This is a genomic window from Hydrogenophaga sp., from assembly GCF_018780075.1.
Classification (GTDB): domain Bacteria; phylum Pseudomonadota; class Gammaproteobacteria; order Burkholderiales; family Burkholderiaceae_C; genus Hydrogenophaga.
This window is the reverse complement of record NZ_JADMKB010000099.1, coordinates 1-23,571: the sequence shown is the minus strand read 5'-3', so window position 1 is coordinate 23,571 and position 23,571 is coordinate 1. Positions and strand designations below refer to the sequence as shown.

Genomic DNA, 23,571 nt, shown 5'->3' with positions numbered 1-23,571 from the left:
GCCTGAACCGCACATCGTGTTCGACGGCAATACCGCTGGCGGCCACCGCGGCCTACCGGCCCCGGCGTATCCGGGAGCGCGGTGTGGTCGTGCGCCGCTGCAACGAGGTATCGCAACACTTCGCCGTGCCCAATGTCGCGGTCGCGCCTCTCGGGGCAGCGCGAGCGTGTGCTGCACCTGCACCACGCGCCGCAGGGCGAGGAAGACGTGAACATCGAGCGCTCGCCGCTGCGCGTGGGCCAGGGGCAGCCGGCGGCGCAGGGCCTGATCGACCGCTCCGAGGCCTTCCTGCGCATGCTGGCGCTGGTGACGCGCGTGGCGCCCTCGCGCGCGGGCGCGCTGCTGCTGGGGGCCTTACCGTCGGCACAGGGGCGGGAAACTTCGGGCTGGCGCCGCACTCCCAATCCATGTACAACCCCACACTTATATTAGGAGACACGCATGGATCGCATTGTTCAGTTCGGCGACACCGTCGAGGGCTACCCGATCCGGGTGGTCAACGAGCGCACGGTGCGTGCCGCCGCCGGCCTGCTGTTTTTCCCGGCCGTGGTGTCGTTCATGAACGCGCTGCTGACCGCCAACTACCAGCCCACGCGCCTGTTCGTGATCGTGTTCCTGATCGACATGGCGCTGCGCATGGTCAACCCGCGCTACGCCCCGAGCATGATCGTCGGCGGCTGGATCGTGCGCAAGCAGACGCCCGAGTGGGTGGGCGCGCCGCAGAAGCGTTTTGCCTGGGGCCTGGGCCTGCTGCTGGGAGGCGCCATGCTCTACCTGATGGTGTTCAACCGCTACATGGGCCCGCTGAACATGCTGGTCTGCGCGAGCTGCCTCACGCTGATGTTCTTCGAAACCGCCTTCGGCATCTGCCTGGGCTGCAAGCTCTACAACCTGTTCAACAAGGAGCAGGCGCAGCTCTGCCCGGGCGGCGTGTGCGAGGTACCTGCACAGCGCGTGGGCTGGGGTCTGAAGCTGCCACAAATCGCCATGCTGGTGCTGTTCTTGGGTGCCATCACACTGGCCAAAGGCTGGGTGGACACAACGGGTGCCGTGTCGGGTGGCTTTGACGAGATGGCCACGCTGGAAGACATGGGCCTCAAGCCTGTGGCGGGTGCGCCGGCCGATGCCAAAGCCGAAGCCGAGCGCTGCCAGGTGCCGGCGTTCGCCAAGGCGATCGGCCACGAAGCCCAGTGGAAGCTGCACAACGGATGCACTTGACTCCCCCCGCGCCGCCTATGGCGTCACCCCCCAGGGGGCGGCACTGGTCGTCCGGCAAAGCCGGCCCGGCGGTGCCCTGGTGGAACTTCCCTTCCGGCGCGCAGTGACTTCTTTCGAGGATGCGGTGGAACCGGCTTCGCCGGGCCACTCGCATCGCCCCTTGAGGGGCGGAGCGGTTACGCGAAGCGAACAAGCGACGGGGGTGGGCTCTGTACTGCGGCGCGGGGGGGGGGGAATCAATGCCCCGCGTGCAGCGTCTCGTGGATCTTCTTGGTGGTGCGCCACACCGACCACAGCACCAGCGGCACCATCGCCCCCGCGGCCATCTCGGGGTTGATCGGCAGGCCGGCGGCCTTGCCGGCCTTGCCCAGGTAGAGCAGCAGGCTGATCACGTAGTACGAGATCGCCGCGATGGACAGGCCTTCCACCGTGCTTTGCAGCCTGAGCTGCAGCTCCTGCCCCTTGGTGAGCTTGGCGAGCAGCTGCTGGTTCTGCGCTTCGGTGGCGATGTCCACCCGCGTGCGCAGCAAGGCGCTGGTGCGCGTGATGCGCTCGGAGAGCGAGGCCAGGCGTTGCGCGGTGGCGGCCACCGTGGCCATGGCCGGTGAGAGCCGGCGCTGCATGAATTCACCGATGGTCTGCGTGCCGTGAATCGGTTGTTCCCGAATTTCCGCGATGCGCTGACTGACCAGCGTGTCGTAGGCCCGAGTGGCCGAGAAGCGGTAGGCGTGTTCGGCGGTCGCGCGCTCCACGCCCGCCGCCAGCGACACCAGCGCATCGAGCAGGGCCTGGTCGGTGGCGCTCTTGTGCTCCATCTGGGCGGTGATGTCGGCGAGCTGCTGCTCGGACCGCGCCAGCAGCGCGCCCAGCTGCTTGGCCACCGGCAGCCCGCGCAGGGCGATGAGGCGGTAGGTCTCGATCTCCAGCAGGCGCTGCGAGATGCGGCCGGCCCGGGTTTCGGTGGTGTCGGGGGGCGCCACCACCAGCATGCGCTCGTAGCCCGAGTCGCGAAGCATGAAGTCGGTGATCACCATCGAATGCGCGTTGTTGCCCATGAGCGAGGCCACCACCGTGTGCTCGCCCAGCCAGGTGCGCGCCTGCGCCAGGGTCTCCTGCGGGTGTTGCAGGTCGCCGTGCAGCATGACCAGTTTGATGGCCGCGAAGGTGCGCCCGGGAATGCCGGCGATCCAGCCGGGCGGCAGCACGATGTGCGAAAGCAGTTCGGGATCGCGCGAGCCCAGCTGCGCGGCGGCGGGCAGCGGCTGCACCAGCGAATACCGGGTGAACTCGGTGTGGCGCTCCCACTTGAGCGTGTAGCCGGGCAGGCGCAGGCGCAGGAAGTTGCCCTGCAGCTGTTCGGGTGTGAGCGCCTGCTGCCCGGGCAGGCGGCTCAGGTGCTCGCATTCCTGCTCGCGCGAAACCCCTTCGTTGAACACCGCCACAAACACCACCAGGGCGGGCAGGTGCACCCGCGCGGGCGGGCGGGCGTGGACCTCGTTGTGCAGCAGCTCGCGCTGCGGGTCACCGGCGGGCAACGGGTAGGGGTTGGGTTCCATGCCGCGATTGTGCCGAAACCCGGTGGTCCGCCGCTTCGGGCCATGGCTCAAAAAAAGAAAACCCGCCGGGCTGTGCGCCCGGCGGGTTGTGAAGGCCACGTCCGGGAGGAAAGACGTGGCGTCAGGGAGCGGTTCCTCAGAACGGAATGTCGTCGTCCATGTCGTCGAAGCCGCTGGCCGGGCGGGCCGCCGCCGGAGCGGGCGCGGGGGCCGGGCGTGCGGCGGGCGCCGGGCGCGAGGCCGGTGCCGGGCGGCTGTAGCCACCACCGCCGCCCGCGCCGCCTTCTTCACCACCGCCCATGCCTTCGCGGCCGCCCAGCAGCTGCAGTTCGGTGGCGATGATGTCCACGGTGTTCTTTTCCACGCCGGTGGCCTTGTCCACGTAGGTGCCGTATTTCAGGCGGCCTTCGACGTAGATCGGGCGGCCCTTCTTCACGTACTCGCCGGCGATCTCGGCCAGACGGTCATAAAAGGTGACGCGGTGCCACTGGGTGTCTTCGATGGTCTCACCGCTGTTTTTGTCCTTGCGGCGGCTGGAGGTGGCCACGCTCACGTTGGCCACGGCCTGGCCCGAGGGCAGGTAACGGATTTCGGGGTCGCGGCCGCAGTTGCCGACGAGGATGACTTTGTTGACGGATGCCATGTGTGTGCCCTAGGGGGATTAGCAGGCGGCGCCGGGAGCCCGGGCCGCAAAAAGGTCAACCATTGTGCCGCAAGTGCCGCCCCGGGCCTATCCGCCATCCGCCGCTGGTGGGGCCGGGCTTCAACCCCTACACTGCGCCCGATGAAAGGCGAACCGGACTTCCTGCAGAACCTGCGCAACGAGATGGGAGATGGACGCCAGTGGCTGGACCGTGCCATCGTGATCGCATACGCGGTGCTGGCCGGCCTGTCCATCGTCGTGTTCACGCTGCTGGCCGACGCGGCGTTTGACCTCTACCAGTCCTTCAGGGGCGCGGTCTGGTGGGCGCCGCTGATCTGGACCCCGGCGCTCACCGCGCTGATCGTCTGGTCCGTGCGGCGCTGGGCGCCGGGCACGGCCGGCTCGGGCGTGCCGCAGGTGCTCACGGCGCTGGCCCCGGAAACCCCCATCGCCAGCCGTTCCCGGTTTGTCTCGCTGAAGCTGTCCATGGTCAAGATCGTGGCCGTCGCCGGCGGTTTGCTGGCGGGCCTGTCAATCGGCCGGCAAGGCCCTTCGGTGCAGATCGCCGCCGGCGTGATGCTGCACGCCAAACGCTGGCTGTCCCCCAAAACCGACATCAGCACGCGCGAACTGCTGGTGGCCGGCGGCGCCGTGGGCATCGCCGCCGCCTTCAACACGCCGCTGGGCGGCATCGTGTTCGCCATCGAAGAGCTGTCGCGCCGCCTGCAGGACCGCAGCAGCGGCCTGATGCTGGCCGCCATCGTGGTGGGCGGCCTGGTGTCGGTCTCGGCCTTTGGCAACCTCTCGTATTTCGGCCGCGTGCGGGCCGAGAACCTGTCCTGGTGGGTGTTGATCGGGCCGGCGCTGGTGGTGTCGGTGGCCAGCGGCCTGCTCGGCGGGCTGATGTCGCGCCTGCTGCTGGCCTCGTTCACCGGCCTGCCCGACCGTTTCTGCGCCTACCGACGCAAGCGGCCGGTGACCTTTGCGGCCGGGTGCGGCCTGGTTGTCGCGGTGATCGCGGTGATCACCCAGGGCGATGCCGTGGGCGTGGGCCACCACAACACCCACGCGCTGCTGGCGCCCGACGGTGGCGAGCACCACCGCCCGCTGGTGTTCACCGGCCTGAAGTTCATCGCGTCGTGGCTGTCGTCCTGGGCCGGGGTGCCCGCCGGCATGTTCGGCCCCAGCCTGTCGATCGGCGCCGGGCTGGGCGCGGACGTGGCCTGGCTGTTCGACTCGCCACACGCCGCCGCCCTCATCGCGCTGGGCATGTGCGGCTTCCTCGCGGCGGTGACGCAGACGCCCATCACCGCCATGATCATCGTGATGGAAATGACCGACGGCCACAGCATGGTGCTCAGCCTGATCACCTGCGCGCTGCTGTCCAGCCTGGTCTCGCGGATGATCAGCCGGCCGCTCTACAGCACGATGTCAATTTTGATGATGAGGTCGCTGCGTGGCGACCTCGCGGGAGGCACCCACAGCGGGCACGTGCCGCTGGAGAGCCCGCCGGCCGCAGGCTCAGCGCCGCGCTGAAGCGGCGGGCGAGTGGGCTTGCATCGGCCAGGCCAGCACCAGCCACAGCAGCATCAGCCCGGCGCTGAAGCCGAAGATGCCGGCGCTGCCCCAGGTCTTGACGACCAGACCGCCCAGCGTGCCGCCGGCAAAGATGCCGAGCGACATGAGCGTGTTGTAGACGCCGAGCGCCGCGCCGCGCTGGCCCGGCTCGGCGATGCGCGAGGCCAGGCTGGGCTGGCTGGCTTCCTGCGCGTTGAAACCCACGAAATACAGGCACAGCAGCAGCGACACCGCCCACACCGAGGGCGACCGCAGGGTCAGCCAGAAGCCCAGCTGCACCAGCACGATGAGCGCGATGGTGCCCAGGTACACCGCCTTGAAATGCCCCTGCCGCTCCAGGCGGAACAGGAAGCCCCCCAGGATCAGCAGCGAGCCCAGCACCGCCGGCAGGTACACCTTCCACTGCTCGGCGCTGGCGATACCGGCGTCCAGCAGCAACGCCGGCACCGACATCCACATCGCGATCTGCACCGCGTGCAGCACGAACACGCCCAGGTCCACCCGCAACAGTTCGGCGTTTTGCAGCACCTCGCGCAGGCCGCCCCGCGACTGGACCTGGTGCTGCAGCGGCTCGGGCGGCACCACCCAGGCCACCACGGCCATGCCGGTCAGCGCCAGCGCCGCGGTCAGCAGGAACAGGCCGGCGAGCCCGATGTGCGGCACCAGCACCGGCGCCAGCACCAGCGACAGGGCGAACATGAGCGCGATGCTGATGCCCACCAGCGCCATCGATTTGGTGCGCACCTGGTCGCGCGTGAGGTCGGCCAGCAGCGCGGTCACGGCGGCCGAAATGGCCCCCGCGCCCTGGATGGAGCGCCCGACCACCAGCCAGGTCAGGCTGGGCGCCCAGGCCGCCACCAGGCTGCCCAGGACGAACAGCGCCAGCCCGGCCAGGATCACCGGCTTGCGGCCCAGCCGGTCCGAAGCGATGCCCAGAGGCACCTGCAGCATGGCCTGGGTGAGCCCGTAGGCGCCCATGGCCAGGCCCACCAGCCAGGGGTCGTTGCCACCCGGATAGGACTTGGCTTCCGCCACGAACACCGGCAACACCAGAAACAGGCCCAGCATGCGCAGCGCGTAGATGGCCGCCAGCGAGCCGCTCGCACGCCGTTCGGCCGGCGTCATGCGGTGGGCATCTGCGGCGGGCGTGTCGCTGGAAACGGGGGAAACGGAGGTGGAAGGCACGATCAAAAAGCACGCAGCGGGCGGGATCGCCTGCCTCTGACTGGAGGGGGTTGGGACCAGCCGGTATTGTGCGTCAAAGGCCCTCCCCTTGCGGGTGGGGCTGCACCCGCAAGGGGCCAGCTTCCCCGGCGCAGGGCGCGGGGCGCATCAGGCCGGCAACTGCCGGGCCACCATTTCGACCACGCTCTCGATTTTCGTGGACCAGGCGTCGGCTTCGGCGCCCGCCATCGCGTTCAGGCGGCAGCTGCCGCAGGACACCACCACCGTGTCGGCCCCGGTGGCGTCGATCTGCTCGCGCTTGATGGCCCAGGCCTGGTGCCGCAAGCCCTCGGCGCGGTTGATCAGGAACACACCCGCGCCGCCGCCGCAACACCAGTTCTGCTCGGCCGTGGGCGTGGTCTCCCGCAGGTCCATGCCCAGGGCCTTGAGCGCCGCGCGCGGCTCGTCCACCACGCCACCGTGGCGGGCCAGCTTGCAGGCGTCGTGGTAGGTGATCTTGCGGCCGGGGTCTTCGGGGGGCTGCAGCCGCAGGCGCCCGGCGGTGATTTCGCGCCCCACGAATTCGGACGCCGCGAGCACCTCGAAGGGCAGCGGCTGGCCGTTGGCGAGCCGCGCCTCCCAGCGCAGCGCCGGGTAGGCGTGCCCGCATTCGGGCAGGATGACGGTTTGGGCCCCGATGGCCAGCGCCTCGTCGATCAGGCGCTGGCTGGCCGCCTTCTGCAGCGCTTCGCTGCCGGACAGCAGGCCGAAGTTCGCCGCCTCGAAACCGGCGCTGCGCAGGGTCCAGCGGATGCCCAGGTGGTTGAGGATGCGCGCTGTGGCGGCCAGGGCGTCCTGGTACAGCAGCACGTCGATCACCGTCGTCACCATCATCAGGTCGGCCTGCGGCTCGTCCAGCGGGATGGCGATGCCCTGCGCGCGCAGCTGGTCCACCACCTGCCGGAGTTCGTCGGGGCCGACGCCGAACACCGTGCCCCGCCCGGCCTGCTCCTGCGCGACCGCCGTCAGCTCCAGCGGGGCGAGCCCGGCCTCGAACAGCGCTTCGCGCATCACGTTCACGCCGCGCGCGGTGTTGACCCCCATCGGGCAGATCATGCTGCAGCGTCCGCACTCGGTGCACGAGTCGTAGACCAGTTCCTGCCACTCCTTGAGGTCGTCGAGGGTGATGTCGGGCAGGAACAGGCGCTTGAGGGGCGCAAAGGCCGAGGTTTCGCGCGCGTGCACCCGGCGCAGCAGGTCCAGCTTGCGGCTGGGGCTGTATTTCGCGTCGTGGGTGCTCTGGTAGAAGTGGCAGGCTTCCGAGCAGTAGCCGCAGTTCACGCAGGCTTCCAGGTCCAGCGCCAGACCGCGGTCGGTCTTGGCGCGCATGACCGCCTTGGCGCGGCCCAGGCGGTCGGCGTCGGTCAGCGCATCGGGCTGCGCCATCTCCGGCAGGTGGTGGATGGCTTGCAGAAAGCCATGAAACACATCCATGTTGATCATGAGCGCACCCCGCGACGGCCAAAGAAGGTGGCCAGCTGCATGCGCGCCGGCAGGAACAGGAAGGCGTGCATCAGCTTGCCGAACGGAAACCAGATCAGCAGCAGCTCCAGCGTCAGCAGGTGCACCGCCAGCGGGTCGCGGTAGATCACGTGGTCGCGCGCCAGGATGGTCGAGGACGGATCGCCGATCACCGCCATGCCGGTGAAGAAGGGCAGGAACGTGAGCACCCAGGTGATCCAGTCGTCGGCGGTCGAGATCCGTTTCAGCACCGGATCGGTCAGGCGGAACAGCAGGGCCACCAGCAAAGAAATGATGCTGGCGGCCGCCGCGACATACATCACGGCGTCGGGAAAGGCGGGCCACCACAGGCCGGTCAGGCGGCGGATGAAGGCGATGTGGGGCGCGTAGCCGAAGAACACCACCGCAAGCCCGATGTGAAACACATAGGGATTCAAGGTGACCAGCGTGGCGCTCGGGTGAAAGCCGCCGCGCGGCAGCATGCGGGTGAAGGCTGCGCCCAGCGCCGCACCGGTCCCGAAGGGCTGGCGTTCGGGCGCGCCAGGCGCGGCCAGGTGGGGCAGGCGCCACAGCACGAGCAACCGCCACGCGACGCCGGCGACAAAGATGAAAAGCGACAGCGCCAGCAGCGGGCCGCGCACCCAGTCCAAGAAATCCATGGAGAACCCTTCTTGTGATCACCAAAACCTAAACGGTACGCCCAATCGTCTCGAAAAGCCAACCATGTGCAGCGCCGAGCCTCCGTTGTTGAGCTCCGTCATGATGTTGCCGTCACCCGGTTCGGCGGGTATCGCCGGGAAGCGGTCCGGTCGTATCATGTCGGGTTGCCTTTTTGACGCCAGTACCCGCCCTGGTGCACCGCCTTGACCCCGAACCCGACCCCGCTGACCGGCCCCGCGCTGGAGACGCCCACCCCGCACAGCCCCGCCCACGCCGCCGCCCTTCGCACGGCGGCCACGCTCTCGGTGCGCGGCGCGCGCACGCACAACCTGAAGAACATCGACCTCGACATCCCCAAGCACGCGCTGGTGGTGATCACGGGCTTGTCGGGCTCGGGCAAATCGAGCCTGGCGTTCGACACGCTGTACGCCGAAGGCCAGCGCCGCTACGTGGAAAGCCTCTCGGCCTACGCGCGGCAGTTCCTGCAGCTGATGGACAAGCCCGACGTGGACCTGATCGAGGGCCTGTCGCCCGCGATCGCCATCGAGCAGAAGGCCACCAGCCACAACCCGCGCTCCACCGTGGGCACGGTGACCGAGATCCACGACTACCTGCGCCTGCTGTACGCCCGCGCCGGCACGCCGCACTGCCCGGACCACGACCTGCCGCTGGCCTCGCAGAGCGTGGCGCAGATGGTGGACGCCGTGCTGGCGCTACCGCCCGACACGCGCCTGATGATCCTGGCGCCGGTGGCGCGCGAGAAAAAAGGCGAGTTCCTGGAGCTGTTCGCCGACATGCAAGCCCAGGGCTACGTGCGCTTCCGCATCAACGGCGAGGTGCTGGAAGCCGAAGCCCTGCCCACGCTGAAGAAGACCGAGAAACACAACATCGACGTGGTGATCGACCGCATCAAGGTGCGGCCAGACCTCGACGAGACCGGCGCCAACCCGCTGCGCCAGCGGCTGGCCGAGAGCTTCGAAGCCGCGCTGCGCCTGGCCGAGGGCCGCGCCATCGCGGTGGAGATGGACGGCGGCGCCGAGCACGGCTTCTCGGCCAAGTTCGCCTGTCCGGTCTGCAGCTACACCGTGGGCGAGCTGGAACCGCGCCTCTTTTCGTTCAACTCGCCCATGGGCGCCTGCCCCAGCTGCGACGGCCTGGGCCACACCGAAGTGTTCGACCCCGAGCGCGTGGTCGCCTTCCCCACGCTGAGCCTGGCCAGCGGCGCCATCAAGGGCTGGGACCGGCGCAACGGCTACTACTTCGCCATGATCGAAAGCATCGCGGCGCACTACAAATTTGACGCCGAAGCGGCCTGGGAATCGCTGCCCGACGCGGTGCAGCAGGTGCTGCTCTACGGCTCGGGCGAAGAGGAGATCAAGTTCAGCTACGCGCTGGAATCGGGCGAAAAAGCCGGCAAGAAGATCAGCAAGAAGCACCCCTTCGAAGGCATCATCCGCAACTTCGAACGCCGCTACCGCGAGACCGATTCGGCCGCCGTGCGCGAAGAGTTGTCCCGCTACCGCGCCACCCAGCCCTGCCCCGACTGCGGCGGCACGCGGCTGCGCCTGGAGGCCCGCCACGTGTTCGTGGGCGAGGGCGCGCAGAAGCAGCCCATCTACAAGATCAGCCACATCACGCTCGGTGAGTCGCTGGCCTACTTCAGCCAGCTGCAGCTGCCCGGTGCCAAGGGCGACATTGCCGCGCGCGTGATCAACGAGATCCGCCAGCGCCTGAAGTTCCTGAACGACGTGGGCCTGAACTACCTGAGCCTGGACCGCAGCGCGGACACGCTCAGCGGCGGCGAAGCGCAGCGCATCCGCCTCGCCAGTCAGATCGGCAGCGGCCTGACCGGCGTGATGTACGTGCTGGACGAGCCCAGCATCGGCCTGCACCAGCGCGACAACGACCGCCTCATCGCCACCCTGCAGCACCTGCGCGACCTGGGCAACACGGTGCTGGTGGTGGAGCACGACGAGGACATGATCCGCTGCGCCGACCACGTGATCGACATGGGCCCGGGCGCGGGCGTGCATGGCGGCCATGTGATGGCACAGGGCACCTGCGCCGAGGTCATGGCCACGCCCGGCTCATTGACGGGCCAGTACCTGAGCGGCGCGCGCGAGATCGCCGTGCCCGCGCGGCGCACGCCCTGGCTGCCGGTGAACAAAGCCGCTGCGGCGGCCAAGGCCGCGCCGATCAAGTCGCGCTTTCCCATGAGCCCGGCGGCCGAGCGCCGCAGTGCACGCGAAGCCGCGCACCTGGCCTCGCTGGGCGAGCTGCAGGAGATCCGCGTGGTCAACGCCACCGGCCACAACCTGAAGGGCGTGAGCGTGGCCTTCCCCGTCGGCCTGCTCACCTGCGTGACCGGCGTGTCCGGCTCGGGCAAATCGACCCTGGTGAACGACACGCTCTACGCCGCTGTCTCGCGCACGCTGTACCGCTCGCACGAAGAACCGGCCGAACACGACGCCATCGAAGGCATCGAACACTTCGACAAGGTCATCAACGTCGACCAGAGCCCCATCGGCCGCACGCCGCGCAGCAACCCGGCCACCTACACCGGCCTCTTCACCGGCATCCGCGAGCTGATGGCCGAGGTGCCCACGGCGCGCGAGCGCGGCTACGGCCCGGGCCGCTTCAGCTTCAACGTGGCCGGCGGCCGCTGCGAGGCCTGCCAGGGCGACGGCGTGGTCAAGGTGGAGATGCATTTCCTGCCCGACGTCTATGTGCCTTGCGAGGTGTGCAGCGGCCAGCGCTACAACCGCGAAACGCTGGACGTGCAGTACAAGGGCCGCAACATCGCGCAGATCCTGGACATGACGGTCGAGCAGGCTTACGCCTTCTTCACCGCCGTGCCGACGCTGCACCGCAAGCTGCAGACGCTGATGGACGTGGGCCTGACCTACATCCAGCTCGGCCAGAGCGCGACCACGCTCTCGGGCGGCGAGGCGCAGCGCGTCAAGCTCGCGCTGGAGCTGAGCAAGCGCGACACCGGCCGCACGCTTTACATCCTGGACGAACCCACCACCGGCCTGCACTTCGCCGACATCGAACTGCTGCTGAAGGTGCTGCACCAGTTGCGCGACGCCGGCAACACCATCGTGGTGATCGAGCACAACCTCGACGTCATAAAGACCGCCGACTGGCTGATCGACATGGGCCCCGAAGGCGGCTCGGGCGGCGGCACCGTGGTGGGCGTGGGCACGCCGGAAGACATCGCCGCCAACGGCGAGAGCCACACAGGGCGCTACCTGGCGCGGCTGCTAGACCGCTGAGCGAGCCCGCCGTTCAGGTCCGCTGTCGGCGGGTCTGGTCGGCGCTCACAGACCGCCCAGGTCCTCGATGGCGTCGATCACCATGCCGGTTCCCACGGCGATCAGCAGGATGTCGGTGGCCACGCGCACGAACTTGTGCCCGGAGGGCGGCAGCCCCAGTTGCACCTGCACCGCCGCCGGCACCGGGTAGTACACGATCGAAGGGGGCAGCACCTGGCCGCGGCGCCACTTGCGGGCCTGGCCCGGGGGCATGCAGCCGTTCCGCTTCTTGGCCAGTCCGGGCGGGCACTGGCCGCTGCGCACGCGCGGCTCGTAGTAGGCCCGCGTCGCCTGACGCTGGGGTTCGCTGAAGTAGCCGCCGATCTGGATCGACACCGTCGGCACGGCCACGCGCGCCACCGGTGAGGGCCTGACCTTCGGCGGCTTGTCGCCCTTCCCCTGCTTGCCATGGCCCTTGCCGTTCGGACCACCTTCCACCCAGTCGGGTTTGGCGGCCTGGGCCCCATGCAGCGCGGTGCCGAGGGTCAGGCCCAGGATCAGGGTGCGAAGCAAGGCGATGGACAGGGTGGGCATGGTGCGATCAGACGTCGGGTGAGGATGTCTGTAGTGTGCGCCAACACCGCGCGCACACCGCAACCGAAGGTAACCAGCGTGGACACCCCCGGGCAACCCGGGCTCAACGGCTGCGGTACGCGATCCCGATGGTCACGCTGTGCGTCGCCAGGCGGCCCACCAGCGGGCTGCGCGCGGCGCGACCGAGGATGCGCGACATCTCCAGCCCGCCGAAAGCGACCCAGCGGTCGCCCAGCGCGGTGGAGAAATTGATGCCGGTGCGCAGGTTTTCCAGACCACCGCTCAGCTGGTAGGTGTCGCGACCCGTGGCCTGCGCCCCCTTGAGGGAGATGCCGTAATGGGTTTGCATGTAACGGGCGTTGCCCAGGCCGGTGCCGAGCGAAAAATCCCACTGCGTGTCGTCGGAATAGGGGTAGGCGTAGTTGACGCCGGTGCCCAGCCGCAGGCCACCCTTGCGCCCGAGCAGGTCGTGGTCGGTGTTCATGCTCCAGCTCCAGCGCGGCCCCAGGGCACGCCGCGCGGACAGGCGGGCGCGCACGGTCGTGCCGATGTCGGGCAGGCCACGCAGCAGCGGGTCTGAATCGAAACTGCGACCGTTGTCCAGCCGCAGCGAGGCACTGAGGCTGACGTTTTCGGTGGCCTTGAACTCGGTCGAGAGACCGGTCTCCAGCGCCTCGCGGCCCACGCTCATCAAGGCGCTGGCGCGCGAGCGCGACACCCTCAACGGGCCCAGCTGGAAGGCCCACAGCGGCTTCAGGTCGGTGGTCGAGCCCTGGGGCGTCCCGACGTGCGCGTTGCCGCTGACGACCGAGGCGCCAATGAGGAAATCGTCCTCCTGGCTGCCGATCGAACGCTCCTGGGCCCACACGCCACCGGGCAGGAGGACGGCGGCGGACACGACACAAAGGAGGGTGCTGCTGGACATGGTCATCGGCGGATCATACCGACGCGCTGCCCGGTCGCCGGGCGGGTATACCAGCGCCCGGGTCAGGCCCGCGCGCTCGGCCGCAAGGCCACGCGGTCGCGCCAGGCCTGCAGCGCGGCGAACCCCTGCTCGCCCGCGTTGAAGCGCATCAGGCGCGCGAACTCCAGCGTGCAGAAGGCGGTGATGTCGGCGATGGTGAAACGCGGCCCGGCGATCCAGGGCTGGCGCTGCAGCTCGGCGTCGAGCCAGGCCATGGTCTCGTGCAGCTTCTCGCCCTGCGAGCGGCCAAACTCGGGAAACTGCGGCTGCTCCAGCGCCGCCAGCCCGGGGTGGGTGTGGCGCACGCAGTTGCCCACCGGCAGCAGGAAGTACCACTCCATGCGCCGATCGGCCATCTCGATGAAGGCACGCTCGGTGGCGTCCAGGCCCATGAGGTTGGGTTCCGGGTACCGCCCTTCCATGTAGGTGCAGATCGCGCGCGTCTCGGTCAGCACGCGGCCGTCGTCCAGCTCCAGCGCGGGAATGCGGGCCAGCGGGCTCTTGGCCCGGAAGGCCGCCGTCTTGTGCTCCTGCGCGTTGAGGTCGACGTTCACCAGGTCCAGGCCGTTGATGCCTTTCTCGACCAGGAACATCAGCACGCGGCGCGGGTTGGGCGCCCGGGGCGCCACAAAGAGCTTCATGCCTTGCCTCCGCTGAGGCTCTGACCGGTCTCGACGATGCGCCGCGCCTCTTCGGCGAACGTCTGGGCGCCGGCATCGCCGTCGCGCGTGAGGTCCACCCTGGACGGCGGCCGCTCGATGCCGCGCTGCGCCGCAGGGCGCGCGCGGATCGCGTCGCGCCAGCGTTTGAGGTGCGGCAGGTCGTCCACCTCCACGCCCGACCAGCGGTGCGTGCGCACCCAGGCCCAGTTGGCGATGTCGGCGATGGAGTAGTCGCCCGCCAGGTACTCGTGTTCGGCCAGGTGGCCGTCGAGCACGCGGAACAGGCGCTTGCACTCGCCCTGGTAGCGGTCGATCGCGGCCGGGATCTTCTCGGGGAAGTAGCGGAAGAACACGTTGGCCTGGCCCATCATGGGACCGATGCCGCCCATCTGGAACATCAGCCACTGCAGCACCAGCGAACGGCCCTTGGCATCACTGGGCATGAGGCGCCCGGTCTTCTCGGCCAGGTAGATGAGGATGGCCCCCGACTCGAACACCGCGAAGTCATCGGCCTCGCGGTCGACGATGGCCGGGATGCGGCCGTTGGGGTTGATGGCCAGGAAGGCGGGCGTCTTCTGCTCGTGCTTCGACAGGTCCAGCACCTTCAGTTCGTAGGGCAGGCCCAGCTCTTCGAGCGCGATGGACACCTTGTGCCCGTTGGGCGTGGCGGCGGTATACAAGTCGATCATGCGGCGGCTCCTCGTTCAGACGCCACATGGTAGGGACTGGCGGGTCGGCAGGCTGTCGCCTGCGGGCACCGCCGGGGGATCAGGCCTTGGCCGCGTTCAGCACATCGCGGGTGCGCAGCGCCTCGGCGCGCGCCGCCGCAGCGAAGTCCTCGCCGCCGGAGGCATACAGCACGGCGCGCGAGGAGTTCACGATCACCGGCCCGGTGGTCTCGCCACCCTGTGTGCGGTAGCCCGCGCGGATGGTCGCGACCGCGTCGCCGCCCTGCGCACCCACGCCGGGGATCAGCAGCGGCAGCGTCGGGGCCAGCACGCGCACGCGCTCGATTTCCTCGGGATAGGTGGCGCCCACCACCAGGCCGAGCTGGCCGTTCAGGTTCCAGGGGCCTTGTGCCAGGCGGGCGACGTGTTCGTACAGGCGCGGCTGGCCGTCCACCGTGGCCAGGCGCTGATTTTGCAGGTCGTCACCGCCGGGGTTGGAGGTGCGGCAGAGCAGGAAGGCGCCCTTGCCGTGGTACTTCAGATAGGGCTGCACCGAGTCCCAGCCCATGAAGGGCGAGAGCGTCACGGCGTCGGCGCCGTAGCGCTCGAAGGCCTCGATCGCGTACTGCTCGGCGGTGCTGCCGATGTCGCCGCGCTTGGCGTCGAGGATCACCGGCACCTGCGGCGCCACGCGCTTCATGTGCGCCATCAGGCGCTCCAGCTGTTCTTCGGCGCGGTGCGCGGCGAAGTAGGCGATCTGCGGCTTGAAGGCGATCACGGTGTCGGCCGTGGCCTCAACGATGGCCGCGCAGAAGTCGTAGATGCGCGAGGCGTCGCCCTTCATGCCGGCAGGAAACTTGGCCGGATCGGGGTCGAGGCCGACGCAGAGCAGGGAACGGTTCTGGCGCTCGGCGCCACGCAACATGTCGAGGAAGGTCATATGGGTGGAGATTTTACGGAGACACGCCGCCATGGGAAAAAGCATCGCCGTCGGACCCCCATGTCCGGCGAAAGATGAGGCGCATGGATGGGCACCGGTGGTCATGGAACGGCCATGGGCCTGACTTTTTCGCATGAAGTTCATGTCTGAAAATTTACCTGCAGGAAACACGAACGCTACCCAGTCAAGGGGGTCGTCTTCATATGATGAAGTCATGAACACCACCTCGCTCCTCCACCCAGTTTTGTCATCCCTCCATCGCAGCCATTCAATGCGGCGGCAACTCTTGAAGCGCGGCGCTGCGGCAACGGCCTTGATGCTGTCGCTGACGATCTCGGGGTGCGGTGGCGGCTCCTCAACCGATGGGCCCACCGTGACACTGGCGACCACTCCGACCAGTGCCCCCGCCGGAGCGACGGTCACGCTGATTGCGGTCGCGAGCTCCGACATCGGCATCAGTGAGGTCAAGTTCTACCGGGTCGGCTCAAGTTCGAACACCTTGCTCGGTACGCTGTACGACTCACCCTATCAGTTCACCACCACTTTGCCGTCCTCCGCCACCGATTCGGTCACCTACTTTGCCCGGGCCGAAGACGATGACGGCAACACGACCGACAGCGAAGACGCGTCCGTCACCATCACCGACTGATCGAGCGCTGAACGAGCGCGTCTGCTTCAAGACGGGCTCGGTTCTCGGTGCGGCCTGAAACCGGCCCGTCAGGCTGGGCAGATAACATCGTCGGGATGCAACTGACCCGCCAGCAACTGATCCTGCTCGTCCTGCTCACCATCGTCTGGGGCATCAACTGGCCGATCATGAAATTTGGCGTGACCGGTTTTCCGCCGCTCACGTTCCGCACCGTCTGCATGTGGATCGGCCTGCCGGTGCTGGCGCTGTTCCTGGTGTGGCGCAAGGTGCCGTTTCGCATCGCGCGCGAACACTGGCGCGAGCTGGCGGTGCTCACGGTCTTCAACATGCTGTTCTGGCACACGCTGGCGATCCTCGCGATCCAGTCGCTCTCCAGCGGGCGCGCCGCCATCCTGGGCTACACCATGCCAGTGTTCTCGGCGCTGATCGGCGCGGCCTGGTTCGGCCAGCGGCTCGCGGGGCGCGCGTGGTTCGGCGTGGCCTCCGCCGCGCTGGGCGTGGTGCTGCTGCTCTGGCACGAAATCACCACGCTCTCGGGCAAGCCACTGGGCGTGGCCATGATGCTGGTGGCCGCCGCCACCTGGGCGCTGGGCACGCAGCAGATGCGGCGCACCCGCATCGCGCACCCCACGCTCGCGATCTCGTTCTGGATGACAGTGATCACCACCGTGTGGATGACGGCGATCGCGATCCTGTTCGAGCGCGAGGCCTGGGCGGCCTGGCCCACGCCGCCGGTCTGGGGCGCCATCGCCTACAACGCCCTGGGGGTGTTTGCGTTCGCGCAGGTGGTCTGGCTGATGCTGGCGCGCGACCTGCCACCGATCGCGTCCACCTTGTCGGTGATGTTCATTCCGGTGCTCGGCGTGTTCAGTGGCGCGTGGTGGCTGGGCGAGGTGCTGCACTGGCAGGACTGGACCGCCGTGGCGCTGGTGATGCTGGCGATCGCGACGGTGCTGTGGCCCTCCGGCACCCCGCGCCCCGACGTGCGCCCCTCCTGACCGGTCGCCGCCCGGCACCGCAGACCACCGGGCCGTGGCATCGGCGCTCGGCGACAATCGCCTCCATGCTTCAGTTCGACCTGCTCAAGACCGAAGGCCACGCACGCCGTGGTCGCCTCACCCTCAACCACGGCGTGGTTGAGACCCCCATCTTCATGCCCGTGGGCACCTACGGCACGGTCAAGGGCGTCATGCCCGCCAGCCTGGAAGACATGGGCGCCCAGATCATCCTGGGCAACACCTTCCACCTCTGGATGCGCCCGGGCCGCGAGATCATGGCCAGCTTCGGCGGCCTGCACGCCTTCGAACAGTGGCACAAGCCCATCCTCACCGACTCGGGCGGCTTCCAGGTCTGGAGCCTGGGCGCCATGCGCAAGATCACCGAAGACGGCGTGACGTTTGCTTCGCCAGTGAACGGCGACAAGCTCTTCATGTCGCCCGAGGTGAGCATGCAGATCCAGACCGGATTGAACAGCGACATCGTCATGCAGCTCGACGAATGCACGCCCTACGAAACCAACGGCCACCTGACCACCGAGGCCGAAGCGCGCAAGAGCATGGAAATGAGCCGCCGCTGGGCCGTGCGTTCCAAAGACGAATTCGCGCGGCTGGAGAACCCCAACGCGCTGTTCGGCATCGTGCAGGGCGGCATGTTCGAGCACCTGCGCCAGGAGTCGCTGGAAGCGCTGGTCGAGATGGACTTCCCTGGTTACGCCATCGGCGGCGTGAGCGTGGGCGAGCCCAAGGAACAGATGCTGCAGATCATGGCGCACACGCCACACCGCCTGCCCGCCCACAAGCCGCGTTACCTCATGGGCGTGGGCACGCCCGAGGACCTGGTGCAGGGCGTGGCCGACGGTGTGGACATGTTCGACTGCGTGATGCCCACGCGCAACGCGCGCAACGGCACGCTGTTCACGCGTTATGGCGACCTGAAGATCCGCAACGCCCGCCACAAAACCGACCACCAGCCGCTGGACACCACCTGCACCTGCCACGCCTGCGCGGGCCGCGCCGGTGTGAGCTGGGACGATGGCGGGCGCGACGGCTTTTCCCGCGCCTACCTGCACCACCTGGACCGCTGCGGCGAGATGCTCGGGCCCATGCTGTCGACCATCCACAACCTGCACTACTACCTGAACCTCATGCGCGAGGTGCGCGAGGCGCTGGACGCCGGGCGCTTCGAGGCCTTCCGCGCGCAGTTCAAGGCCGACCGGGCGCGCGGCGTCTGACGCCTGCGCGGCAGGCGCCCGTTCCAACACCCGTTTAAGCTGCGCGCCATGACGCAGCCCCAAGTCCCCCGCCACATCCTGCCCGTGCTGGTGCTCGCGCAGTTCGCCGGCACCTCGCTCTGGTTCGCGGTCAACGCGGTCATGCCCGACCTGCAGCGCGAGCTGGGCTGGCCGGCCTCGGCCGTCGGCCCGCTGACCTCGGCGCTGCAGTTCGGCTTCATCGTCGGCACGCTGGTCTTCGCCCTGCTCGCCATCGCCGACCGCTTCGCGCCGCGCCGCGTGTTCCTGTTCTGCGCGCTTGCGGGCGCGGCCTGCACGGTGGGCGCCTGGGCCATGGTCACGCGGTACGAAGCCCTGCTGGCCTGGCGTTTTCTCACCGGCGTGTGCCTCGCCGGCATCTACCCGGTGGGCATGAAGATCGCCGCGCAGTGGTACACCAAGGGCCTGGGCGCGGCGCTCGGCCTGCTGATCGGCGCGCTGGTGCTGGGCTCGGCCAGTGCCCATGCGCTGCGGGCGCTCAGCGGCACCCTGCCCTGGCCCACGCTCATGCTCGGCGTGGCCGCGCTCGCGGCGGCCGGCGGGTTGCTGCTGTTCTTCGGCACCGGCGACCCGCCCGGCTCGGTGGCCCGTGTGACCACGCTGCAGTGGCGCGCGCTCGGCACGCTCTGGACCGACGGCCGCGTGCGCGCTTCGGTGCTGGGCTACTTCGGCCACATGTGGGAGCTGTACACCATGTGGGTCATGGTGCCGCTGGTGCTGGCGACGCGGTTGCAGGGAAGCGACCTCTCGTGGGCCGCGTTCTGGGTGCTGGGCGCGGGCGTGATCGGCTGCGCCGGCGGCGGCTGGGTGGCGCAACGCTGGGGCAGCGCGCGCGTGGCCAGCACGCAGCTGGCGATCAGCGGGCTCTGCTGTCTGGCCGCGCCGTTCGCCATCGACGCGCCAGCGCCGCTGTTCTACGCCTGGCTGGTGCTCTGGGGCATCACGGTCTCGGGCGACTCGCCGCAGTTCTCCACCCTGACCGCACGCAACGCACCGCCGCAGGCCGTGGGCAGCGTGCTCACGCTCACCAACAGCCTGGGTTTTGCGCTGTCCATCGTGAGCATCCTGCTGTTTGTCTCGCTGGCGCAAACCGTGAACCTGGGCGCGCTGCTGCCGTGGCTGGCGATCGGCCCGGTGCTGGGCCTGTGGGCGATGGCGCGGCTGGTGCGGGAGGAGCAACAAAAAGTGACGGGCTTCCGGTAAAGTCCGGCCCACCACAACCACCCCGGAGGATTCACATGACCGCTCCCGCCCATGTCGCCCAGCGCCCCACCGGCGCCTTCATCGGAGCCTCCTGGGCCGCCTTGCTGGTCGGGGCCGTGGTCTACCTCATGGGCCTGTGGAACGCACAGATGTTGCTCAACGAAAAGGGCTACTACTTCACGCTGCTGATGTACGGCCTGTTCTCCGCCGTGTCGTTGCAGAAGTCGGTGCGCGACCGGCTCGAGGGCATTCCGGTCACCGGCATCTACTACGGCCTGTGCTGGGTGTCGCTGGGCATCGCGGTCATCCTGCTGACGGTGGGCCTGTGGAACGCGACACTGGCCGCCAGCGAAAAAGGCTTCTACGCGATGGCCTTCCTGCTGGCGCTGTTCGGCGCGGTCGCGGTGCAGAAAAACATCCGCGACGTGGCGCAGTTTCGCATCGCCCACCCCGAGATCGACGGCGCAGCGGCCGAATAAACCGGCCGCTGCGCGGCCCTCAGGCGGCCGCCGCCCCCTCGGGCGCCTTCGGCGGCAGGTCGGCCGAAGCGCTCCCCGGCCCGGACGCCGGCTCCTTCGCCGACGCCCCACACGAGAAACAGTAGCGCGCAAACGCGTTCTTGCGCGTGCTGCAGTGCCCGCAGTGGTCGAACAGGCACAGGCCGCAGTGCGGGCAGAAGTCGGTCTTGCCGTCCTTCATGTCCACCGTGCGCTCGCAGCCCGGGCAGATGTTCTTCGTCATGCGCGCCTGCGCCTGGTCGTAGTCCATCTCGCGCTGGCGCGTCTGGGCCGGCTGGGCCTCGGCGAGCTTCTGCCGCTCCAGGTAGCGCTGCAGCGCCTGGATCGCGTAGCGCCCGCCGATCACCGTGAGCACGATGCCCACGATGTAGCGCACATAGCCGCCGTAGCTCGGCAGGTAGGGCACCAGCTCCACGAAGAACGCGAACAGCGCGAAGAAGATGAAGCCCCAGACGAAGGGCCACGACGAGCCCTTGCGGTGCTTCTTGAACAGGTAACCCGCCAGCGCCAGCAGTGGCAGCGTGAGCGCCAGCCGGTAGCCGAACACGCGCAGTTCCTGCGCGCGCTGCGATTCCACATAGGTGCTGCGGGCCGCGTCTTCGAGGGTGCGCAACTCGGCCTGCGCGCGCTGCTGCGCCTGGCGCGCGTCGAGCGCGACCTGCTGCTGGGCTTCCACCGCCGTCAGTGCGGCGCGCTCGGCCTGCCGAAGACCGTCGAGCTCGCGGGTGCGCTGCAACACCTCTTCGTCCTGCTCGGCGCGCTGCGTCACGCGGCGCGTGGCCAGCCAGTTGTCGAAGGTCTCGCGCGCGGCGCGGTTGTCGGCGCGCGCGGTCTGCAGCTTGAGCTGCGCCTGGTCGAGCGCGGCCTGGGCCTCTTCGGCACTGCGCTCGGCGGTCTTGATGGATGCCTTGAGCACGGGCGTGCGCTGCGGGTCCATGAAGTCTTCGAGCGAGCGGGTCTGCTCCACCTGCGGCAGATCGCCCACGATGGTGCTGCCCAGGCCGGTCAGGAACCACGCAAACAGGAACGCCACCAGCCAGAGGCCGCGGTGGAACCACTTTTCGGACAGACGCAGGGTCTTGCTCATGTTCTTTCCCTCCAAAACAAATTCATCAAAGGCATTGTGAACCCGCTCACAGCGCGATCCGCTGCGGCGCCGAGCCCAGGCCGGTGCGCGCCAGCCAGTCGAGCACCGAGTCCACCGTCACGGTCTCGATGCGGTCCGAGAAACGCTTGTGATTCGGGTGGTCGTCGAAACGGATGTGCGCCGAACTGGCGCTCGCGCCCAGCCGGGTCAGCGCGCCCAGGCGCAGCGTGCTCGGCTGGTAGCCCTTGAAACCCAGCCAGGCCTGCGCCTGAGCGCGGTTCGTGACGCCCGGCTCGGCCGCCATGGCCAGGGTCTCCAGCGCCCACTGGTTGGACTGCTGGTAGCGCGTGCCCCAGGCGTAGGCCACCATGTTGTAGTCGCGCTGATGCAGGCGCAGGCTGCGGCCGCGGTCGCTCAGCAGCGCATGCAGCGGTGCCTGCAGCGCGGGCGCAGGCACCGACCACACCGCCTCGTGGCGCCACAGGTCGTCCAGAAAAAACTCGCCCAGGCCCTGGCGGTAGATCGATCCGGTGGACGTGCCGCACTGGTTGAGCTTGTGCAACACGCGCCACGGCCCCTCGGCCGTCTTGTAGGCCCAGCCCAGGTGCGAATAACGCAACTGGTACTTGCCCAGATCCTGCCCCGCGCGACCCAGCACCACCACACGCGCGCCGCTGCGCGCGAACTCGGTGTCCAGCGCCTGCGCCGTGCGCTGCGCGAGTTCCAGGCCCTGGGTCAGCGCCTGCGGCGTCAACGGGCGCTGTTCGCAGGATCGGCCGGCGTGGGCGGCGGTGGCGCCAAGCAGCAGCACGGCGAGCGCCAGCGCGTGGGGCATGACTTTCAGCGTTGTCTTCATGATCACCCTTCAGTAGGTCAATCTTTCGTTATGAAGAAGAGCGCGCCCCAGCTCGTTCGGGATAAAGCACAGGACCTCGCCCGCCACTGACAACAGCACGCCCGCGCCGATCACGCTCACCGCCATCACCGTGCCCACGCCGGCGACCACACCCGAGGCCGCGCGCCCGCTCAGCTCCACGCTGGCCCGCGCGCCGTCCGAGGCCCGCTCCAGCACGAACACCGTGCCACGCGCCGAGACCTCGACCGTCTTGACGACGAGCACCGCGCCGCTGACCGCCAGCGCCGCCGGCACCGTACTCACCGCCACCGCACCGGCCGCCGCGCTGCCCGCGACCGCCGAACCCGTGCCCACCACCGACGCCACCGGCAGGGCCGACAGCACCAGCGAGGCCTCACTCTGCGCCTGCGCCGGGGCGCTCACCAGGGCCGCGCTCAGGCTGGCGGCCAGCAGCATCTGCTTGAAGAATGTGTGGTTCATGTCATTGCTCCTGAGCGTGGGCTTGGTGGCGGTGGGTTTCGATCAGATCGGCTTCGTGGCGGTCGCGCAGCGTCTTGGCCAGCGTGAAGGCCGAGGTCACGAGGTAGAGCCAGCTGACGCCGAGGTACGCCTTGTAGGTCTCGTTGACCTCCATCCGCAGCAGGCCCCAGGCCGTCAGGCCCATCGCCACGCCGAAGCCGCCCCAGACCACGAAGCGCCACATCGGCGTCTCGGCCTCACCCGACAGGCGCGCTTTCTGCTGGTCGCGCACCGCCTTGGCCAGCACGAACACCGTCGACAGGCAGAACACATAACCCATCACCATGAAGGCCCGGTCCAGCGACTGACCCGGCAGGTACGCCAGGCCGGTGGCACAGAGAAAGACCGCCAGCCCGAACGAGATCCAGACCTGGAGCTGCCAGGCGCGGGTGTCGCGCATCACGATGAAGGGAGAACGGGAACCGCTGACCATGTGAAACCTCGGTGGGTTGTTGAACATGGGGCGGATGGTGGGGCGCGCCACCCTTGCCGATGCAAAATTCATGCACCGGAATCGAATCTTCGCCTATTCAGACTCGTTATCCGATACTTTCAGAGGCAGCGAGCAAGCCGCGAACAGGCGGCGCCCAGCGGACGCCCGGAGCGTGCAAGACCCTTCAGGGGGCGGCGACCGCGGCGGGCGCCCGCATCTCCAGCCACAGACGGCGCGCACGCTCGTGCAGCGGCGATGCGCTGTCCAGCCCGGCCAGCGACTGGCAGCTGCGTGCCAGCTCGACCCGCATGCCCTGCTGCTCGGCGCTGCGCACGGCGCGCTGCAGGCACTGCCGACCTTCGCGCTCGCGGCCACAGGCCAGCGCCCACTCGCCCTGCAGGCGCTGGACAATGGCCTGGCCGGCCGGAAAGCTGTGCCCGTGCGCGGTCAGACGCACGCCGATCCGGGACCAGGCCTCCTCGATCGCCCGCTGGCCCGGTCCCGCGGCCTGCCGCCTGAGCAACACCAGCACCTCGCCGATCCCCGCCAGACCTTCGTGGGCCCAGAAGCCGCAGTGGCGGATGCGGGCCGCGGCCGCCGCGCCCCCCAGCGCGG

The 23,571-nt window shown here is 68.9% G+C and carries 24 protein-coding genes; 9 read left to right on the top strand and 15 right to left on the bottom strand.

The features are described 5' to 3' along the window. Nucleotides 1-132: 132 nt before the first annotated feature. The gene (locus IV088_RS16260) at nucleotides 133-432 is read left to right on the top strand and encodes a hypothetical protein (RefSeq protein ID WP_291104231.1); all 300 of its coding nucleotides are present in this window, start codon (nucleotides 133-135) and stop codon (nucleotides 430-432) included. A gap of 9 nt (nucleotides 433-441) precedes the next feature. Continuing rightward, complete coding sequence (locus IV088_RS16255) at nucleotides 442-1,218, top strand: DUF4395 domain-containing protein (RefSeq protein ID WP_291104228.1); 777 nt, start codon at nucleotides 442-444, stop codon at nucleotides 1,216-1,218. Between the two features lie 236 nt (nucleotides 1,219-1,454). On the opposite strand, the gene IV088_RS16250 is transcribed toward IV088_RS16255, so the two are convergent. Further along, entirely contained in the window at nucleotides 1,455-2,774 is a 1,320-nt protein-coding gene (locus tag IV088_RS16250; RefSeq protein WP_291104226.1) for a DUF3422 domain-containing protein, read from the bottom strand. A 136-nt stretch (nucleotides 2,775-2,910) separates the two neighbouring features. Then, nucleotides 2,911-3,417 carry a single-stranded DNA-binding protein gene (ssb, locus tag IV088_RS16245; RefSeq protein WP_291104224.1) on the bottom strand — a complete coding sequence of 169 codons (507 nt, stop codon included), beginning with the start codon at nucleotides 3,415-3,417 and terminating at the stop codon, nucleotides 2,911-2,913. Between the two features lie 141 nt (nucleotides 3,418-3,558). Between ssb and IV088_RS16240 the strand changes: the two genes are divergently transcribed. Continuing rightward, on the top strand, nucleotides 3,559-4,953 hold the full coding sequence (locus IV088_RS16240) for a chloride channel protein (protein ID WP_291104222.1): 1,395 nt from the start codon (nucleotides 3,559-3,561) through the stop codon (nucleotides 4,951-4,953). Here IV088_RS16240 and IV088_RS16235 read toward each other — a convergent pair. From IV088_RS16235 to IV088_RS16225, 3 genes are all read right to left on the bottom strand, one after another. Further along, a complete protein-coding gene (locus IV088_RS16235) occupies nucleotides 4,939-6,120 on the bottom strand; it encodes an MFS transporter (RefSeq protein ID WP_291104221.1) in 1,182 nt (393 codons plus the stop codon). The genes IV088_RS16240 and IV088_RS16235 overlap by 15 nt on opposite strands. Before the next feature lie 207 nt (nucleotides 6,121-6,327). Beyond that, nucleotides 6,328-7,662 (bottom strand): (Fe-S)-binding protein, encoded by a 1,335-nt coding sequence (locus IV088_RS16230; RefSeq protein ID WP_291104219.1) that lies wholly within the window; start codon nucleotides 7,660-7,662, stop codon nucleotides 6,328-6,330. Continuing rightward, nucleotides 7,659-8,339 carry a hypothetical protein gene (locus tag IV088_RS16225; protein WP_291104217.1) on the bottom strand — a complete coding sequence of 227 codons (681 nt, stop codon included), beginning with the start codon at nucleotides 8,337-8,339 and terminating at the stop codon, nucleotides 7,659-7,661. Before IV088_RS16225 ends, IV088_RS16230 begins: the two co-directional genes overlap by 4 nt. A gap of 240 nt (nucleotides 8,340-8,579) precedes the next feature. On the opposite strand from IV088_RS16225, the gene uvrA reads away from it, so the two are divergent. Beyond that, a complete protein-coding gene (uvrA, locus tag IV088_RS16220) occupies nucleotides 8,580-11,615 on the top strand; it encodes an excinuclease ABC subunit UvrA (RefSeq protein WP_291104270.1) in 3,036 nt (1,011 codons plus the stop codon). A gap of 45 nt (nucleotides 11,616-11,660) precedes the next feature. On the opposite strand, the gene IV088_RS16215 is transcribed toward uvrA, so the two are convergent. The 5 genes from IV088_RS16215 to pyrF all read right to left on the bottom strand — a co-directional run bounded on the left by IV088_RS16215 (nucleotide 11,661) and on the right by pyrF (nucleotide 15,422). Next, nucleotides 11,661-12,188, bottom strand: a complete 528-nt coding sequence (locus IV088_RS16215) for a hypothetical protein (protein ID WP_291104214.1) — start codon at nucleotides 12,186-12,188, stop codon at nucleotides 11,661-11,663. A gap of 103 nt (nucleotides 12,189-12,291) precedes the next feature. Next, nucleotides 12,292-13,086: a MipA/OmpV family protein gene (locus IV088_RS16210; protein ID WP_291104212.1), complete on the bottom strand. Its 795-nt coding sequence runs from the start codon at nucleotides 13,084-13,086 to the stop codon at nucleotides 12,292-12,294. An 89-nt stretch (nucleotides 13,087-13,175) separates the two neighbouring features. Then, complete coding sequence (locus tag IV088_RS16205; RefSeq protein WP_291104210.1) at nucleotides 13,176-13,793, bottom strand: glutathione S-transferase family protein; 618 nt, start codon at nucleotides 13,791-13,793, stop codon at nucleotides 13,176-13,178. Next, the gene (locus IV088_RS16200) at nucleotides 13,790-14,503 is read right to left on the bottom strand and encodes a glutathione S-transferase N-terminal domain-containing protein (protein ID WP_291104208.1); all 714 of its coding nucleotides are present in this window, start codon (nucleotides 14,501-14,503) and stop codon (nucleotides 13,790-13,792) included. Before IV088_RS16200 ends, IV088_RS16205 begins: the two co-directional genes overlap by 4 nt. A 79-nt stretch (nucleotides 14,504-14,582) precedes the next feature. Further along, nucleotides 14,583-15,422, bottom strand: a complete 840-nt coding sequence (gene pyrF, locus IV088_RS16195) for an orotidine-5'-phosphate decarboxylase (RefSeq protein WP_291104206.1) — start codon at nucleotides 15,420-15,422, stop codon at nucleotides 14,583-14,585. A 214-nt stretch (nucleotides 15,423-15,636) separates the two neighbouring features. Here pyrF and IV088_RS16190 point away from each other — a divergent pair, with 214 nt between their 5' ends. The 5 genes from IV088_RS16190 (at nucleotide 15,637) to yiaA (ending at nucleotide 20,022) form a co-directional block, all read left to right on the top strand. Next, nucleotides 15,637-16,071: an Ig-like domain-containing protein gene (locus IV088_RS16190; protein ID WP_291104203.1), complete on the top strand. Its 435-nt coding sequence runs from the start codon at nucleotides 15,637-15,639 to the stop codon at nucleotides 16,069-16,071. Nucleotides 16,072-16,166: 95 nt separating this feature from the next. After that, nucleotides 16,167-17,069 carry an EamA family transporter gene (locus IV088_RS16185; RefSeq protein WP_291104200.1) on the top strand — a complete coding sequence of 301 codons (903 nt, stop codon included), beginning with the start codon at nucleotides 16,167-16,169 and terminating at the stop codon, nucleotides 17,067-17,069. Between the two features lie 65 nt (nucleotides 17,070-17,134). Then, on the top strand, nucleotides 17,135-18,301 hold the full coding sequence (tgt, locus tag IV088_RS16180) for a tRNA guanosine(34) transglycosylase Tgt (RefSeq protein WP_291104198.1): 1,167 nt from the start codon (nucleotides 17,135-17,137) through the stop codon (nucleotides 18,299-18,301). Nucleotides 18,302-18,349: 48 nt separating this feature from the next. Next, nucleotides 18,350-19,543 (top strand): nitrate/nitrite transporter, encoded by a 1,194-nt coding sequence (locus IV088_RS16175; RefSeq protein WP_291104195.1) that lies wholly within the window; start codon nucleotides 18,350-18,352, stop codon nucleotides 19,541-19,543. A 35-nt stretch (nucleotides 19,544-19,578) separates the two neighbouring features. Then, entirely contained in the window at nucleotides 19,579-20,022 is a 444-nt protein-coding gene (yiaA, locus tag IV088_RS16170; RefSeq protein ID WP_291104192.1) for an inner membrane protein YiaA, read from the top strand. Nucleotides 20,023-20,041: 19 nt separating this feature from the next. Here the strand turns inward: yiaA and IV088_RS16165 are convergent, their stop codons facing one another. The 5 genes from IV088_RS16165 to IV088_RS16145 all read right to left on the bottom strand — a co-directional run. Continuing rightward, the gene (locus IV088_RS16165) at nucleotides 20,042-21,148 is read right to left on the bottom strand and encodes a serine endopeptidase (RefSeq protein WP_291104189.1); all 1,107 of its coding nucleotides are present in this window, start codon (nucleotides 21,146-21,148) and stop codon (nucleotides 20,042-20,044) included. 46 nt (nucleotides 21,149-21,194) lie between these two features. Continuing rightward, nucleotides 21,195-21,983: a DUF2145 domain-containing protein gene (locus IV088_RS16160; RefSeq protein ID WP_291104267.1), complete on the bottom strand. Its 789-nt coding sequence runs from the start codon at nucleotides 21,981-21,983 to the stop codon at nucleotides 21,195-21,197. 30 nt (nucleotides 21,984-22,013) lie between these two features. Then, on the bottom strand, nucleotides 22,014-22,484 hold the full coding sequence (locus tag IV088_RS16155; RefSeq protein WP_291104186.1) for a hypothetical protein: 471 nt from the start codon (nucleotides 22,482-22,484) through the stop codon (nucleotides 22,014-22,016). Nucleotide 22,485: 1 nt separating this feature from the next. After that, entirely contained in the window at nucleotides 22,486-22,956 is a 471-nt protein-coding gene (locus tag IV088_RS16150; RefSeq protein ID WP_291104264.1) for a YiaA/YiaB family inner membrane protein, read from the bottom strand. Nucleotides 22,957-23,140: 184 nt separating this feature from the next. Then, nucleotides 23,141-23,571 (bottom strand): hypothetical protein (locus IV088_RS16145; protein WP_291104183.1); only part of this gene is annotated, 431 nt, incomplete at its 5' end.

Coding starts and splice junctions, on each gene's coding strand:
- yiaA (WP_291104192.1), top strand. CDS start 19,579: ATGACCGCTCCCGCCCATGTCGCCCAGCGCCCCACCGGCGCCTTCATC.
- IV088_RS16250 (WP_291104226.1), bottom strand. CDS start 2,774: ATGGAACCCAACCCCTACCCGTTGCCCGCCGGTGACCCGCAGCGCGAG.
- IV088_RS16205 (WP_291104210.1), bottom strand. CDS start 13,793: ATGAAGCTCTTTGTGGCGCCCCGGGCGCCCAACCCGCGCCGCGTGCTG.
- IV088_RS16160 (WP_291104267.1), bottom strand. CDS start 21,983: ATGCCCCACGCGCTGGCGCTCGCCGTGCTGCTGCTTGGCGCCACCGCC.
- IV088_RS16215 (WP_291104214.1), bottom strand. CDS start 12,188: ATGCCCACCCTGTCCATCGCCTTGCTTCGCACCCTGATCCTGGGCCTG.
- IV088_RS16225 (WP_291104217.1), bottom strand. CDS start 8,339: ATGGATTTCTTGGACTGGGTGCGCGGCCCGCTGCTGGCGCTGTCGCTT.
- IV088_RS16240 (WP_291104222.1), top strand. CDS start 3,559: ATGAAAGGCGAACCGGACTTCCTGCAGAACCTGCGCAACGAGATGGGA.
- IV088_RS16175 (WP_291104195.1), top strand. CDS start 18,350: ATGACGCAGCCCCAAGTCCCCCGCCACATCCTGCCCGTGCTGGTGCTC.
- IV088_RS16255 (WP_291104228.1), top strand. CDS start 442: ATGGATCGCATTGTTCAGTTCGGCGACACCGTCGAGGGCTACCCGATC.
- ssb (WP_291104224.1), bottom strand. CDS start 3,417: ATGGCATCCGTCAACAAAGTCATCCTCGTCGGCAACTGCGGCCGCGAC.
- IV088_RS16200 (WP_291104208.1), bottom strand. CDS start 14,503: ATGATCGACTTGTATACCGCCGCCACGCCCAACGGGCACAAGGTGTCC.
- IV088_RS16260 (WP_291104231.1), top strand. CDS start 133: ATGTCGCGGTCGCGCCTCTCGGGGCAGCGCGAGCGTGTGCTGCACCTG.
- IV088_RS16185 (WP_291104200.1), top strand. CDS start 16,167: ATGCAACTGACCCGCCAGCAACTGATCCTGCTCGTCCTGCTCACCATC.
- IV088_RS16150 (WP_291104264.1), bottom strand. CDS start 22,956: ATGGTCAGCGGTTCCCGTTCTCCCTTCATCGTGATGCGCGACACCCGC.
- IV088_RS16165 (WP_291104189.1), bottom strand. CDS start 21,148: ATGAGCAAGACCCTGCGTCTGTCCGAAAAGTGGTTCCACCGCGGCCTC.
- pyrF (WP_291104206.1), bottom strand. CDS start 15,422: ATGACCTTCCTCGACATGTTGCGTGGCGCCGAGCGCCAGAACCGTTCC.
- IV088_RS16155 (WP_291104186.1), bottom strand. CDS start 22,484: ATGAACCACACATTCTTCAAGCAGATGCTGCTGGCCGCCAGCCTGAGC.
- IV088_RS16235 (WP_291104221.1), bottom strand. CDS start 6,120: ATGACGCCGGCCGAACGGCGTGCGAGCGGCTCGCTGGCGGCCATCTAC.
- IV088_RS16190 (WP_291104203.1), top strand. CDS start 15,637: ATGAACACCACCTCGCTCCTCCACCCAGTTTTGTCATCCCTCCATCGC.
- tgt (WP_291104198.1), top strand. CDS start 17,135: ATGCTTCAGTTCGACCTGCTCAAGACCGAAGGCCACGCACGCCGTGGT.
- IV088_RS16230 (WP_291104219.1), bottom strand. CDS start 7,662: ATGATCAACATGGATGTGTTTCATGGCTTTCTGCAAGCCATCCACCAC.